Raw genomic sequence first — 13,760 nt, 5'->3', positions numbered from 1 at the left:
CAGTCGAGACCCTCGCGGTGCCATTGCAGCACCAGCGGCGGAGGCGTCGTGGGCGCCACCTTGCTGGGATAAACGGAGCCGGTGGCGGTGGCGGCAATGTCCCACCAGATCGCGTCGATCTGGCTGCCCGGCTCATCGACAGAGGAGAAGATGGCGTCGCGAAAACGATCGAAGGTTGCTGCGCTATCGGGGTGCAGCTTCCAGTAGCTCATCAAGGTATCGTTCGCGTCGTACTGCACCACGATGCGCCGCTTCCGACTTCGCACCATCTCGCGGTGGTTCGTCGGCAAGACGACCGTGGTCACGGTGTCCCCCCTCAGCCAGCGCGGACTCGCCAGCGCCGCGGCGCCCGTCAACAGGAACTGCCGTCGATGGAAATGCATGCCTCATTTTCACCCCACTTTCGGGAGAGAAAAGAATGTTCGCCGTCTTTTCGTGAATCCCTTCCTAAGGCGCGCCTGAGATCAGGAGCGTCCGCTCGACGAAATGCAGGTCGGTCTCATCGTAGTAGCTCGCATACCATGGCCCATCTGCGGACGCGGTGGCCTCGAGATTCATGGCCTCCTGGTTTTGCGTGCGATCGCGGAAGTGGAAATGATCCACGAGCCGGATGGCTTCGATGGCAAAAACCGTCACCACGACACGGTCGCGAATTTCAATGAGGTTGTCGCCATTCCGCTGTTCCGGGCCGAAGGCGAGATTGCTGGAGCCACACCACACCACCGGATTCGCGCCCTTGAAATCGACCACCACGAACTTGTGATGAATCGCGATGCCGGAGAACCCGATCTCCTCATCAAAGGGCGGAGGCAGGACGTGCGCGCCACCTTTGCCGGCTACGAGCACGCCATTCCGCGTGTGCGGCTTGTAAAGCGTCACGGTCTTGGTGGTGTCGGTCACCCCATAAGAAAAGATGTCGTTATCCCGTTTCTCCCGGACAAAGCGAATCGCATCCAGAATGGAACCGGCACTGTTGTCCTTCATGATGGCGAAAAGCACGTCGCTCTGCGCGGCCTTGATGCGATCCGCGATGATTTTGAAGAAATCCGTCGCCACCGGCAGGGTATGTGGCGAAAAGCGGATCGTCATGTTCGGAAGGTTGTTTTCACCGATAACATGGTCCTGCATCGCCAGATCGATACTCTTAAAGGCCGTCATGAGCGGCTTCGAAAAAGATTTCTGGAAGACATCCGCGTACAGCTTCGCAACCTTCTGGTTATTGAAAATCAGGACGTGATTGGCGTTGATGTAAAGACCATTGGTGGAAAAATTAGTCGAGCCGGTCAGGACCTTGACCGCGGTATTGTCCGCCTTGATCTTCTGAATGAAGACCTTGGAATGGGCGAGGGCCTGAAATCTACCGCGCACGAGCGCGCTGGGCGCGACGGCTTGCTGGGAAAACAACTGCGCGAATTGATCCTCGAAGGCCGCATTCCCATCTTTGTCCTGTCCCGTATGGGTACTGGAATCGTCGAGGAGTATCCGCAGCCGGCCCTGGCGCGCCAGCGTCAGCAAACGGTCGCAGATGACCGGTTCATCCAAGTCGAAAGCGAAGACATCCAGGGCAAGGCTGGGATCGGCCAGTGTCGCATCGAGAAACTCGAGGATGCGGGCGCGCGCCTGCCAGCCCATCCACTCGAATTGGTCGGCAAAAGTGTAGGCGCTGATCTTGGTTTGTTCGTCCGGCTTGACCGGGCCGGATTTGGCTTTGATATCGAAGATAAGATCGGACTGATTCGGGCGCACCTTGCCGTTTTCACCAAAGTGATTCACATAGGCCTGCGAGGAAACGAAACCGCGTGTGAACCCTATTTGCAGATCGCCCACCTGAAAGGGGCTCACGTCAATCGAGACCTTGACGGTGAGCGACGGATCCAGCGGTTGCAGGACGTCACCGACGAGGTAACGCGCGGTCACCTCGTAAGTGTAAGTCCCGTAGAATGGATCGTTGACCTGATGAAACGTCGCCGGCACGTGAACCCAGCGGAACTTCTGAATCGGCGAGAACTCCGTCGTCATCGCATCGTGCTTCGAAATGTGATTCTTCTGCATGACCGCCGGCGGGTAGGTCAGCAAATTGTACATGTAAAACGGCGCGCGAGTACCCGGTGTGATGCGCACACTGAAGCCGGTGAAGTTCTTTGTTTTCGCTTCGTCGAGATCGAAGGCCAGCAAGGTCATTGCATCCCCTTTGTGAGCGCGCACACTCACTCCATTATTCGAGGCAAACTCAGTCATGATATTTCGTAGCGGCGTCCGGCGATCCCACGGGATTACGGCTGCCCGAGGCAGGAAGCCCACGCAGACTTGATCACCGACTGCTCTCCTTTCACGAGCTGCAGCCTGCCGAAAAGCGGCCGAAATGGAAAGCGGCATTTACCAGACCGCCTTGGCCCGGATGAAATGATCCTCTGCCCGGGCTATGCCCCCCGAAAACGGGTCGGCAGCGGCGGCCAGGCGATCCCGCTCTCCGCGAAAGCGAAACGCCCGACCGCCGCCGCTCCACCAGACCAGACAGCGGGTTTTAGAGATCCTGCCCGTGGGCGATGAAGGCGCGGTAAAGGCGCAGGATCTCAGTGAGGGCGACGAAGAGGCCGTCGGTGTGCTCTTCGGTGATCGGTCCGCGCGGGGCGTAGAGCTCGATCTCGAAGGGATAGGGCTGCACGTCGGCGGGCGGGCTGAGGCGGCCGTGGGCGTAATCCGCAGTGCGTGCGTAGCGGTCGCCGGGGCGCACTTTCACCGCTTGCGTGGCCAGCGGCAGGGCGGACGCGGCGGCGGCGAGCGCGGGCTCCACGACCTCCGCGGCGATGATCTCGCTGCGCACGGCTGCGTAGAAGCCCCGCGCGGAAGGGTCGACGCGCAGGGAGAGCAGGCCATTGAATCTCCACTTGCGCAGTTCAGTTTTAAAGAACTGCACATCGGCCTCGGCCGAGTCTCGCGCGAAGCGCGCCTCGAAATCCGCCAGCGGCGCGGCCTCGGCGGTAAAGCCGCGCACATTGACGACCGGATAGCCGATGAGGGCAAAATCGCGGCTCAAGGTGAGGCTGCCCTGGAGCTGGAGCAGCAGGCTCGCCAGCGCCCGCACTGTCTCGACGTTGCCCGTCTCAAAACCGGCGAACAGACCGAGCCGGATCGGCTTGCCACCGCCGCGCTGGCCGAGGAGCAGGAACTTGTGAATCTCGGCGCTGAGTCTCCGTATTTCAATAGGTTGGCGACTGGCGATAAGGCTCGCGGAATCGCGCGCGACCTCGTGCAAGGGCGCGAGGATTTCCGCCACGTGGGAAGCGGTTTCATCCGGCCCGCGCGGCGCGGACGGTGGCTGCTGGGCGGTGGACGGGAGAACGTGATTGGGAATGAAAGACATGACAGGTAGTTTGGATCGCGAACCGGACCGTATCTGCGGTAATCGGTCGCCATGAGCGTTGACCACCAGTTCGAACTGGTGGGAGGCTGGGAATGAACACAAGGTTCGTTCCTGCTGCGCTATTTCTCTACTGTTTCAATATACTTATGCAAGGACTATTTTCCGTATGACACGCCGGGACGCGATCGCCGGCTCCGGTCCCGCGGTGGGGTGTGGGGCGCGTGTCCCCACACCCCATGCCATGAGGAATCGTTCTCTCGTGGTGTCGTTGCATGACGTCTCGCCGATGACGCGGGTGGAGTGCGGCACAATCCTGGCGGAATTGCACGCGCTAGGTGTGCCGTGCGCTTCCTTGCTCGTGATTCCCGATCATCATCATCGTGGCCACATGCTGGCGGACGCGGAGTTCGGCCCGTGGCTGCGAGAGCAGGCGGCGGCGGGGCACGAGGTAGTCGTCCACGGCTACCATCACCAGCGCGAGCGGCAGGGCGGCGAGAGCCTGCGGGACAAGCTCACGACGCGCTTTTACACGGCGGATGAAGGCGAGTTTTACGATCTCGACCGGGCCTCGGCGACCGTGCTGGTGACCAAGGCCCGCACGGAATTCCAGCAACTCGGAGTGGCCACCGCGGGATTCATCGCGCCGGCCTGGCTGCTGAGCGATGAAGCGGAGTGCGCGTTGCGCGATCTGCAATGCGAATACACCACGCGGCTCGGCGACGTGCTCGACTTGCGCAGCGGACGCTCGTTTGCCTCGCAATCCCTCGTCTGGAGTGTGCGCAGTGCGTGGCGCCGGCAGGTGAGCCTCGCCTGGAATGCGTTCCTCTTTGGCCGGCTGACGGCCAACCCGCTGCTCCGTATTTCCATCCATCCTGTCGATCTGCGCCAGGCGAAGGTTTGGCAACAAATACGTGAACTCGTCACGCGGGCACTTGCCGAGCGCGAACCGCTGACCTATCTCGCTTGGCTGACGCGGCAACGAATCGCGACGACCCCACCTTGAAAGCCGACCTCCACCTCCACTCCCGTTTCAGCGACCGCGCCCCGGAATGGCTCTTCCGCCGTGCCGGGCTGCCCGACAGCTATTCGGAACCCGCACGGCAGTACGAAAAGCTTCGCGAACGCGGGATGAACCTGGTGACGCTCACCGATCACAACCGCATCGAAGGCTGCCTGGAGATCGCCGACCGTCCCGGCGTCTTCCTCAGCGAGCAGGTGAGCACGCGCTTTCCCGACGACCGTTGCGAAGTGCATTTACTGGTGTGGGGACTCAACGAAGCGCAGCACCGCGAGATCCAGACGCTGCGGGAGAATATCTTCGACCTGCAAAAATATCTCGCCGCCGAGCAACTCGCGCACGCGGTAGCGCATCCGCTTTACCGGGTGGATGACCGGCTGGCTCGCGCGCATGTGGAAAAGCTCGTCCTGCTGTTCCAGCACTTCGAGGGCTTGAACGGGCTCCGCGACAAGCTCCTGAGCGAAGTCGCGAGCCACGTCTTCACGCGGCTCACGCCGGAGAAGATCGCGCAACTCGCCGACCGGCACGGCCTCGCGCCCACCCACGCCGAGCCGTGGAAAAAAATCCTCGTCGCGGGTTCCGACGACCACGGCGGGATTTATCCCGCGTCGGCCTACACCGAAACCGAGGGCGGAAGCACCGTGGCCGATTTTCTCGCAGCAGTCCGCGGAGGGCATTGCGCGATGCGCGGCGCGGGCGGCACCCCTCTGGCCGCGTCGCACAGCCTCTACAACAACCTGCGCCAATTCATCGGCAGCAAATTTGCCGGGGCGAAAAGCTCCAGCCTGCTCGGGAAGGCTTTCTCCCGTTTCATGGAAGGCGAGGATCCCACCGAGTTTTCGTGGACGGACAAGCTCGGCTTCATTGCCGAGGGCATCGCCAGCGGGAAAATCTTCGAGCTGGCCAAGCCGGCCAACGCTTCGCTGTGGAAGCAATTCTCCTCCACCTTTAGCGGCGGCGAAATCAAGGCCCTGCTGGCCCGCGAAACCGAAGGCATCACCGAGCCGGAGCGCCGCGCCTTTGTCATCGCGAACTTCTTCGTCAACCAGCTCGCGTTCCGCTTCTTCACCACCTTCATCAAGCAAGTCTCCAGCGGCAACCTCATCGAAGCCATCCAGGAGATCAGCGTGCTGCTGCCGGTGCTCGCGCCGCTGGCGCCTTATCTCTACGCCTTTCGCAGCCAGGCGCCCGACCGGCGCTGGCTCGGAGAAGTGAGCCTGGCGCTCGCTGGCGAAAAGCCGCCGGGCCTCCAAAACCAGAAGCGCGCGTGGTTCACCGACACGCTGGAGGACGTCAATGGCGTGGCCAACACCATCCGCAAACTGACGGCCGCGTGCGTGGCCGAGGGTTACGACCTCACGGTGGTCACCTCCCGCTCGACGATCACCATCACCGGCATCCCGATCAAGAATTTCGCCCCCGTCGGCGAGTTCGAGCTGCCGGAGTACGAACTGCAGAAGCTGAGCTTTCCGCCGCTCCTGCAAATGATCGATTACATCCAGCGCGAAGGTTTCACCGAGCTGATCATCAGCACGCCCGGCCCGATCGGCCTCACCGCGCTGCTCGCCGGCAAGATGCTGGGCCTGCGCACGAGCGGCATTTACCACACCGATTTCCCGCAGTACGTCCGCATCCTGACCGACGACAACTTCCTCGAGACACTCACGTGGAGCTTCATGAAGTGGTTTTACGACCAACTCGACCTCCTCTACGTGAATAGCGAAGGCTACCGGCGCGCCTGGATCGACCGCGGCATTCCCGCCGAGCGCATTCGCATCCTGCCGCGCGGGCTCGACACCACCCTCTTCCATCCCACCCGACGCGACCCGGAATTCTGGCAGCGGCACGGCATCGCGCGCGACAAGACCGTGCTGCTCTACGTGGGCCGCGTGTCGAAGGAGAAGGACCTCGATATCATCGTGCAAGCGTGGTCGAAGCTCGGCCGCAACGGCAGCGCCCTGGCCTTCGTGGGCGACGGTCCCTACCTCAAGGAATTGCGCACACTGGTGCCCGACGCCGCCTTCACCGGCTATCTCGCCGGCATCGAGCTGGCGCGCGCCTACGCCTCCTCCCACGTCTTCCTCTTCCCCAGCACCACGGACACCTTCGGCAACGTCATCCTCGAGGCGCTCGCCTCCGGCGTCCCGTGCATCGTTTCCGACCAAGGCGGCCCAAAGGACCTGATCGAGCACGGCAAGACCGGTTTCATCACCCATTCGCTGGACGTCGCGGATTTCACCCAGCGCGTCCAGCAACTCGCGGACGACTCCGGCCTGCGGCAGGCCATGGGCATCGAAGCCCACCGCACCGTGCAGGACCGCGACTGGCAGGAAGCCGCGCGGATGTTCTGGGCGTCGTCGGAAACTTAACGCGCCCGGCCCCGCGGCGGGGCGCCGGACTTCATCTACCTGGAGCAACTCGAAGCTGGCACCTTGTGAATATTCCACGGCGATGAAGATTGGGCCTATCGTTGACGCGATTTGAAGATTGGTTGCGGCGTGATCCGTATTCCTCACCTTTGCTTCGCCGCGCTTGTTTTTATCGCTTCGCTTTCGGCCGTTCGCGCGCAGGCGCCGAAGGCCAGACCGACGTTTTGGATCAGTCCGCCGGGGCAGGACAATGCGAAGGCGTTCCGCGAGTTGTTCGAGAGGCCGGGTGAGTGGAAGGACACGCGGGCGCTGGTCGACGTGCTCTTTTACACCGACCTCGGATTCCAGAGAAATTTCAAAGATGATGCGGAGCTGACACGCTGGTTTGCGCAGGCGCGCGATTGGAAGCTGAAGCTGGCCTTGGAGGCGGGGGCCATCAAGGAATGGGGGAAGACCGGCGCGGAGTGCTTTGCCAAGGAGAAGGCTAATTGGGAGCGGCTGCAAAAGCTGGGGGCGAATCTTTACGCGGTAGCGATGGACGAGCCGCTGGTCTGCACGCGCGAGCATATTCACGAATCGGATGAGTATGCGGTGGAGGAGACGGCGAACTACGTGGCCGAAGTGCGGAAGCATTTCCCGGAAATGCTGGTGGGCGATATCGAGGCGTATCCGTCTTCCTCGGTGGAAGACCATGAGCGCTGGATCGAGGCGCTGAACAAACGACTGGCGGACAAAGGCGTGCGCGGGCTCGATTTTTACCGGCTGGATGTGGACTGGTTGCGATTCAATGCCCAGGGCAAGGGCTCGTGGAAGGATGTGCGCGAGCTCGAGCGCTGGTGCCGGCAAAAGAAGCTGCCGTTTCAATTGATCTACTGGGCGTCGGGGTATCCGGCGGCGAGCAAGCGCGGGCTGGCCGATGACAGCACCTGGTACACGGCGATCATGCAGCAGGGATACGATTACGCGCTGATCGATGGAAAACCGGATGCGTACGTGATTGAGAGCTGGATCGGGGCGCCGTCGCGGTGTCTGCCCGATAACGGCGAGTGGACCTTTACGCGGTCAGTGCGGGACTTCGTAAGGAAATTCATTACAAAATAAATCTGGGCGGCGAACGGCACTGCCCGCTTGAAAAAAACGGGGTGGCGGCAAAATTCGCCGCGTCGCCTCGGAGAGGTTCTATCCCCCAAGGATCCCCGCTCCCTGTGACGCTGTTATTCACCATGCTCCGACTGCCCGCTTATTTCGTTCTCCTATTCCTGTGCCTATGGGTCGCGTCCACCCCGGCCGCGGAGAAGGCCTCTTCCACACCGGCTCCCGAAGCCACCAGGCATCATGCGGCCTACCTCGCCTGGATGGCCACGCTCCCGCCCGAACAGCAGGCTTGGGAAAAATTGCTCCAACAAAATCTCGGCAAGGCCAACCGGCTCTTCTACGAGCGGGACAGGGTGGCGGGAAAGCAAACGGAATACGACTACGCGCAGGATGATCCGAGGCTGCCACGCGTCCTGCTGATCGGGGACTCCATCTCCTGCGGCTACACGCTGCCCGTACGCCAGGCGCTCGCGGGGAAAGCCAATGTCCACCGTGCGCCCGAGAACTGTGCCGCGACGGCAAACGGCGTAAAGAAACTGGACGTGTGGCTCGACGGCCAAAAGTGGGACCTGGTCTACTTCAACTTCGGCCTGCACGATCTCACCACGCCGCCCGCCGAGTACGAGCAGCGGCTCGACGAGATCACCACGCGCTTGGTGAACACGGGCGCGAAAATCGTCTGGGCCAGCACCACGCCGGCCCCGCCGGATACGGCGGAGGGCGCGTCGATCTGCGCCGCCATCGTCGAGCGCAATGCCATTGCCGCGGCGGTGATGAAGAAGCACCGCATCCCCACGGATGATCTGTTCACGTTTATCACGCCGCACGTGGCGGAGATCCGCAAACCTCACGACATCCACTACAACGCCGAGGGTTACAAGCTGCTTGGCCAGCAGGTCGCGGCCACCATCGCCTCCAATCTCGGCTCAAGATAAGACGGGCGCTTCGCTCCTGTGCGGCCGAATCCGGCAAGTGCGCGATTGCCAACCCAAGAAAAGCGTGACGATGCTGGTTCTCTCGCCATGCACCCTCGTTTCTCCCGTCTTCTTCGCGTCGCGCTTCTTGGTGTCCTCGCTGGTCATTTAACCGCTGCGGATGCTCCCCTACCCGCCACCCCGGCCCCTCCCAAGCCAGCGGCGACGCCCGATCCCACGCTGCCCAAGCCGACGCTGGCCGATGTCCACTACGGCGCTCACGAGCGGCAGGTGCTGGACTTTTACAAGGCGGAGTCGGACAAGCCGACGCCGTTGCTTTTCTTCATTCACGGCGGCGGGTGGGTGGCGGGCGACAAGAAAAACCCGGGCAGCCTCAAGAGCTGCCTCGCCGCGGGCATCTCCGTCGTCTCGATCAACTATCGCTACTCGTGGCAGGCGCAAATCGCCGGTGTGAAGCCGCCGGTGAAAGCGCCGCTCGAAGATGCGGCGCGCGCCTTGCAGTTCGTGCGCAGCAAAGCGGCCGAGTGGAATATCGACAAGCAGCGCATCGGCGCCTCGGGTGGCTCGGCGGGAGCGTGCTCGAGCATCTGGCTGGCCATGCACGACGACATGGCGGACCCGAAGAGCACCGACCCGGTCTCTCGTGAATCCACGCGCCTGTGGTGCGCCGCAGTGAACGGGGCGCAGACTTCGCTCGATCCGCAGCAGCTCAAGGAATGGACGCCAAACAGCCGCTACGGCGGACATGCCTTCGGCTTCATGGATCCGAACGATCTCAAGACGCGCGACAAAAATTTTGCAGAATTTCTCGCCCACCGCGAGGAACTGCTCCCGTGGATCAAGGAATACTCGCCGATCGAGCACGCCAGCGCGGATGACCCACCCATCTACCTCATCTACGGCGCGGTGCCGGCACTCGGGCAGGAGCAGAAAGATCCGACCCACACCTCCAACTACGGAGTGAAGCTGCAGGAGAAGCTGCACCGTCTCGGCGTGGAGTGCGAGTTGGTCTATCCCGACGCGCCCGACGTGAAGCACAAGACCATCGAAGCCTTTCTCATCGACAAGTTGAAGGGGCCGGCGCCGAAGTCGGCCGCGCACAAGCCGTTCTACCATCCACCAGACGGGGTCGCAGTGCAGGAAGACGTCGCGTACGGCAAGGTGGACGGCACAGAGTTGCACGTGGATATCGGCTATCCGAAACAAACGCCGGAGAAGCTGATGCCGGCGGTGATGCTCATCCACGGGGGCGGCTGGGCGGGCGGCACGCACAAGGGTTACCTGCCGATGCAGCTCGCGCAAAATGGCTACTTCATCGCGACGGTCGAATATCGGTTGAGCGGCGAGGCGCCGTGGCCCGCGCAGATCGAGGATTGCAAGCTGGCCATCCGCTGGTTGCGCGCGAACGCGGCGAAATATCACGTCGATCCGAATCGCATCGGCGTGATGGGTCACAGTGCCGGCGGTCATCTCGTTTCCTGCCTCGGCACGCTGGGCAATGAGAGCAGCCTGGATGTGGGTGACTTCCACGATATGAGCAGCCGCGTGCAGGCCGTGGTGGACGAAGCCGGGCCGGTGGATTTTACCCCCGCAGGCCGGCCCACCATCGGCACGACGCTGGAGGACCATCCCGGTCTCGTGAAACTTTTCGGCGGCGGCTACGATGCGAAGATCGACGCGTGGAAGCAGGCGAGTTCCGCTTTGCACGTTACCGCGCAGACGCCGCCCTTCCTCATCTTCCACGGCGAGCAGGATCATCTCGTGCCGATCCACCAAGCCGAGGAAATGGCTGCGGCGCTCAAGAAAGCGGGCGTGCCCTACGAACTCATCCGCGTCAAGAACGGCGGTCACGGCCTGCGGCCGGAAAAGCCGGAAGATCCCGCCTCCGATCCCGACCCCAAGGCGCAGCAGGACCTCATCCTCCATTTCTTCGACCAGCAGTTGAAGAAGTAAGCGGCGACTCGGGAGCTTCGCAGTGACTCCTCGCCGGGGTCTGGAGCGTCGATTCAGCCCGCTCGGTTCGCGCCCACTGCCCCTCGGAAAAAAATCTCGCACCTTAAATCGCCTTAAGAGGGCTTAAGGCACCTTAAATCGGCTGCATTTTCCTCGCCTGGAACTCTTTGATTTGCATCGGCCTCGGAGCGCGGGGTTCTGGGTAATGCTGCCGATTTTCTCGCACGTTGATTGCCTTGATTTACCTTGATTTGCCTTAATTCGGCTTGAGGAAGGGTGGTGCAGGTTTGAATTCCAATGCCGGCAGGCGATCCGGCCCGGTCGTCTGTTCCACGCGCGCGAGCTCCGGCGGAATCGCGGTAGAAAAAAAGCGAGTGGGATCGAGTGGGATCGGTGGGATTCACACTGGAGTCGGGGTGGGAGCGGAGTGGGATTCCCGTTGAGATCGCGAGTGGGATTCCACTGGGATTGGCTCGATAGAAAGCGCGCCGGTTGTGGAACAGGCCGCCCGCAACGCATCGCGAAAAGAGAGAAGAGCAAGTGCGTCTCGCCGGCTGCCCGGAGTGAGCCAGGTGCGCAGCGTCAGCCCGGCGCGTGGGGACACGCACCCTACACCCGCGAGCCACGCTGTTTCTGGCGGTCGCGAGGGTAATGAGATCGTCGGTGTTCATGACGGGAAGTGTCGCATGACCGGGCGAAAAATGTGCATTGCTCCATTGGCTCTGTTGGCTCCATTGCGGAAAATTTCACTTGGCGGCGGCTTGGGGGGAGGAAAATGGGCGCTGCGCGCGTGGGTTTTTCCCATCGCTCTCGGAGATCGCGATCCACCAAAGCGCTGTGCGTGTCGCCGGAGCATGGGCGACTCATGAAACCGAACGGTTCTGCCTTACCGCCGCGAACGCGGGTCGAGGGCGTCGCGCAGGGCGTCGCCGAGGAAGTTGAGCGCGAGGAGAGTGATCGACATGACCAGCGCGGGATAGAGCAGCAGCCACCAATAGCTTTTTACCGGGTTGATGACCTGCGCGCCGTCGCTGAGCAGGCTGCCCCAGCTCGCCTGCGGCGCTTGCACACCCAGGCCGAGGAAGCTGAGGAAGCTTTCGTCAAGGATCACGGCGGGAATGGTGAGCGTGAGGTAGATGATGATGATGCCGGCGATATTCGGCAGCAGATGACGGAAGATGATGCGGGCGTGGCTCTGCCCGAGGGCGCGGGCGGCGGTCACGAATTGCAGGCTCTTGAGTGAGAGCACCTGCCCGCGGACGATGCGCGCCATGGTGAGCCATTCGATGAGACCGAGCGTGACGATGAGGATGATGATCTTCGAGTAACCGACGAGCGCCAGATGCCCGTTGGCGCTGAGCCAAGTCTTGAAATGCTTGTCGAAGACGAAGGTGAAGAGGATGAGGATGATGAGCCGAGGCAGCGAGTAGAGGATCTCCACCGCCCGCATCATGATCCCATCGGTGCGCCCGCCCACATAGCCGGCGACCAGCCCGTAGGTCGTGCCGACGAAAAGACTGATGAGCGCGCCGCTGATGCCGACCAGCAGGGAAATGCGCGCGCCCTCGATGACCCGCGCAAAGGCATCGCGCCCATTGTTGTCGGTGCCGAAGAGGTGCGCGCCACTGGGATAGGCGTATTGATCGCGCGAGGTGACGTGCGCGGTTTCAAAAGCGGTGACCTGCTGCCACCAGGAAACGGGCTGGCCGGTGTCCGACGGGACGTAGCGCGCGCAAAAGAGCGGGCCAAAGATCGCCGCGAGCACGATGAAGGCGAGGATGAGCATCGCGATGACCGCGACCGGATTCTTGCGCAAGCGCACCCACGCGCCGGGAGGAGGAGGCGTGGCGCTACTCATCAGCCGGAAAAGAATTCAACCGCGGAGACGCGGAGGCGCGGAGGAGAGAGGAGCAATGGAGTATTGCCACGACTCCGCGCATCTCCTCTTTCTTCTCCGCGCCTCCGCGCCTCCGCGGTGAAAATAAATCGTGTCCCATTATTCGAGGCGGATGCGGCGGTCGAGCCAGGTGTAGGCGATGTCGACCACGAGATTGAGGACGACGAGCAGGACGCAGTAGACGATGACCACGCCCTCGAGGAGGAAAACGTCCTGGTTGAGGATGGAGTTGACGAAAAACGGCCCGGCACCGGGGATGTTGAAGATGGCTTCCACCACGAGGGAGCCAGTGAGCAGATTGGCCGCCAGCGGGCCGAGATAGCTGACCACCGGCAGGATCGCGACTTTCAACGCGTGTTGATAAATCACCCGCCGCTCATTCACCCCCTTGGCGTAGGCCGTGCGCACGAAATCCTGGTGCAAGACCTCGAGCATGCTGGTGCGCATGAGCCGGGCGACGTAGGCAATATAAGGTCCGGCGAGCGTAATGGCCGGCAGCACCAGACTCGACCAACTCAGCCATTGGCCCACGGGGAAGATCTGCAATTTGACGGCGAAGACCAAAATGAGCACGGGGCCCACCACGAAATTCGGAACGCTGATCAGAAACAGCGCCGCGAGCATGGCGCCGGCATCGGTCGGCGTGTGATGCCGCACCGCCGCGAGACTCCCCAGCCAGACCCCACCGACGCTGGCGAGGAGAAAGGCCACGAAGCCGAGCGTGAAAGAAATCGGCAATGTCTGCACCAGGATGTCGCTCACGCTACGGTCGCGCAACTTCAGCGAAATCTGGAGATCCCCCTGGAGCAGCCCGCTGTATTTGCCCGCGCTGTTCTTCCGCACGCCGAGATAGGTTGTGTATTGCTCCCACAAGGTGCCGTCCAGGTTCACCTTGGCCATGATCTGCTTGAGGATTTCCGGCTTGATCACGCGCTCCCGCGTGAACGGTCCGCCGGGCGCGACCCGCACCAGCAGGAACGTGAGCGTGATGACGCAAAAGAGCACCACGAGCATCGAGACGAAGCGGCGAAGGATAAAGGCGAACACGTTCGCCTATGCAGATTTCATATCCCCGGGGAAATGCCAAGACGCGAGCACGCCTCGGCAAAATAACCCGGATCGATCTCGA

10 protein-coding genes are annotated in these 13,760 nt (G+C 62.1%); 5 read left to right on the top strand and 5 right to left on the bottom strand.

The features are described from left to right. The 3 genes from ABJF10_RS21965 to ABJF10_RS21955 all read right to left on the bottom strand — a co-directional run. Nucleotides 1–383: hypothetical protein (locus tag ABJF10_RS21965; RefSeq protein WP_348546755.1), on the bottom strand; the 383-nt coding region annotated here is incomplete at its 3' end. A 64-nt stretch (nt 384–447) separates the two neighbouring features. Next, a complete protein-coding gene (locus ABJF10_RS21960; protein WP_348546754.1) occupies nt 448–2,238 on the bottom strand; it encodes a phospholipase D-like domain-containing protein in 1,791 nt (596 codons plus the stop codon). A gap of 286 nt (nt 2,239–2,524) precedes the next feature. Next, nucleotides 2,525–3,364 carry a hypothetical protein gene (locus tag ABJF10_RS21955; RefSeq protein WP_348546753.1) on the bottom strand — a complete coding sequence of 280 codons (840 nt, stop codon included), beginning with the start codon at nt 3,362–3,364 and terminating at the stop codon, nt 2,525–2,527. Nucleotides 3,365–3,605: 241 nt separating this feature from the next. On the opposite strand from ABJF10_RS21955, the gene ABJF10_RS21950 reads away from it, so the two are divergent. From ABJF10_RS21950 to ABJF10_RS21930, 5 genes are all read left to right on the top strand, one after another. Further along, a complete protein-coding gene (locus ABJF10_RS21950) occupies nt 3,606–4,367 on the top strand; it encodes a polysaccharide deacetylase family protein (protein ID WP_348546752.1) in 762 nt (253 codons plus the stop codon). Then, nucleotides 4,328–6,751, top strand: coding sequence for a glycosyltransferase (locus ABJF10_RS21945; RefSeq protein ID WP_348546751.1), 2,424 nt, complete (start codon nt 4,328–4,330; stop codon nt 6,749–6,751). Before ABJF10_RS21950 ends, ABJF10_RS21945 begins: the two co-directional genes overlap by 40 nt. A 129-nt stretch (nt 6,752–6,880) precedes the next feature. Continuing rightward, a complete protein-coding gene (locus ABJF10_RS21940; protein WP_348546750.1) occupies nt 6,881–7,852 on the top strand; it encodes a hypothetical protein in 972 nt (323 codons plus the stop codon). A 122-nt stretch (nt 7,853–7,974) separates the two neighbouring features. Next, nucleotides 7,975–8,781: an SGNH/GDSL hydrolase family protein gene (locus tag ABJF10_RS21935; RefSeq protein WP_348546749.1), complete on the top strand. Its 807-nt coding sequence runs from the start codon at nt 7,975–7,977 to the stop codon at nt 8,779–8,781. Nucleotides 8,782–8,868: 87 nt separating this feature from the next. Beyond that, nucleotides 8,869–10,734 (top strand): alpha/beta hydrolase, encoded by a 1,866-nt coding sequence (locus ABJF10_RS21930; RefSeq protein ID WP_348546748.1) that lies wholly within the window; start codon nt 8,869–8,871, stop codon nt 10,732–10,734. A gap of 886 nt (nt 10,735–11,620) precedes the next feature. Here ABJF10_RS21930 and ABJF10_RS21925 read toward each other — a convergent pair. After that, nucleotides 11,621–12,592, bottom strand: a complete 972-nt coding sequence (locus ABJF10_RS21925) for an ABC transporter permease (protein WP_348546747.1) — start codon at nt 12,590–12,592, stop codon at nt 11,621–11,623. 138 nt (nt 12,593–12,730) lie between these two features. Then, nucleotides 12,731–13,678, bottom strand: a complete 948-nt coding sequence (locus ABJF10_RS21920; RefSeq protein ID WP_348546746.1) for an ABC transporter permease — start codon at nt 13,676–13,678, stop codon at nt 12,731–12,733. Between the last annotated feature and the right edge of the window lie 82 nt (nt 13,679–13,760).

The organism is Chthoniobacter sp., from assembly GCF_040003245.1.
In the GTDB taxonomy this organism is placed as follows: Bacteria; Verrucomicrobiota; Verrucomicrobiia; order Chthoniobacterales; family Chthoniobacteraceae; genus Chthoniobacter.
Note: the sequence above shows the minus strand (reverse complement) of the source record. Positions and strands in the feature narration are given on the sequence as shown.

Bases quoted from the DNA above. Each gene is read 5' to 3' on its own strand.
- ABJF10_RS21930 (WP_348546748.1), top strand. From the start codon at position 8,869: ATGCACCCTCGTTTCTCCCGTCTTCTTCGCGTCGCGCTTCTTGGTGTC.
- ABJF10_RS21935 (WP_348546749.1), top strand. From the start codon at position 7,975: ATGCTCCGACTGCCCGCTTATTTCGTTCTCCTATTCCTGTGCCTATGG.
- ABJF10_RS21950 (WP_348546752.1), top strand. From the start codon at position 3,606: ATGAGGAATCGTTCTCTCGTGGTGTCGTTGCATGACGTCTCGCCGATG.
- ABJF10_RS21955 (WP_348546753.1), bottom strand. From the start codon at position 3,364: ATGTCTTTCATTCCCAATCACGTTCTCCCGTCCACCGCCCAGCAGCCA.
- ABJF10_RS21925 (WP_348546747.1), bottom strand. From the start codon at position 12,592: ATGAGTAGCGCCACGCCTCCTCCTCCCGGCGCGTGGGTGCGCTTGCGC.
- ABJF10_RS21960 (WP_348546754.1), bottom strand. From the start codon at position 2,238: ATGACTGAGTTTGCCTCGAATAATGGAGTGAGTGTGCGCGCTCACAAA.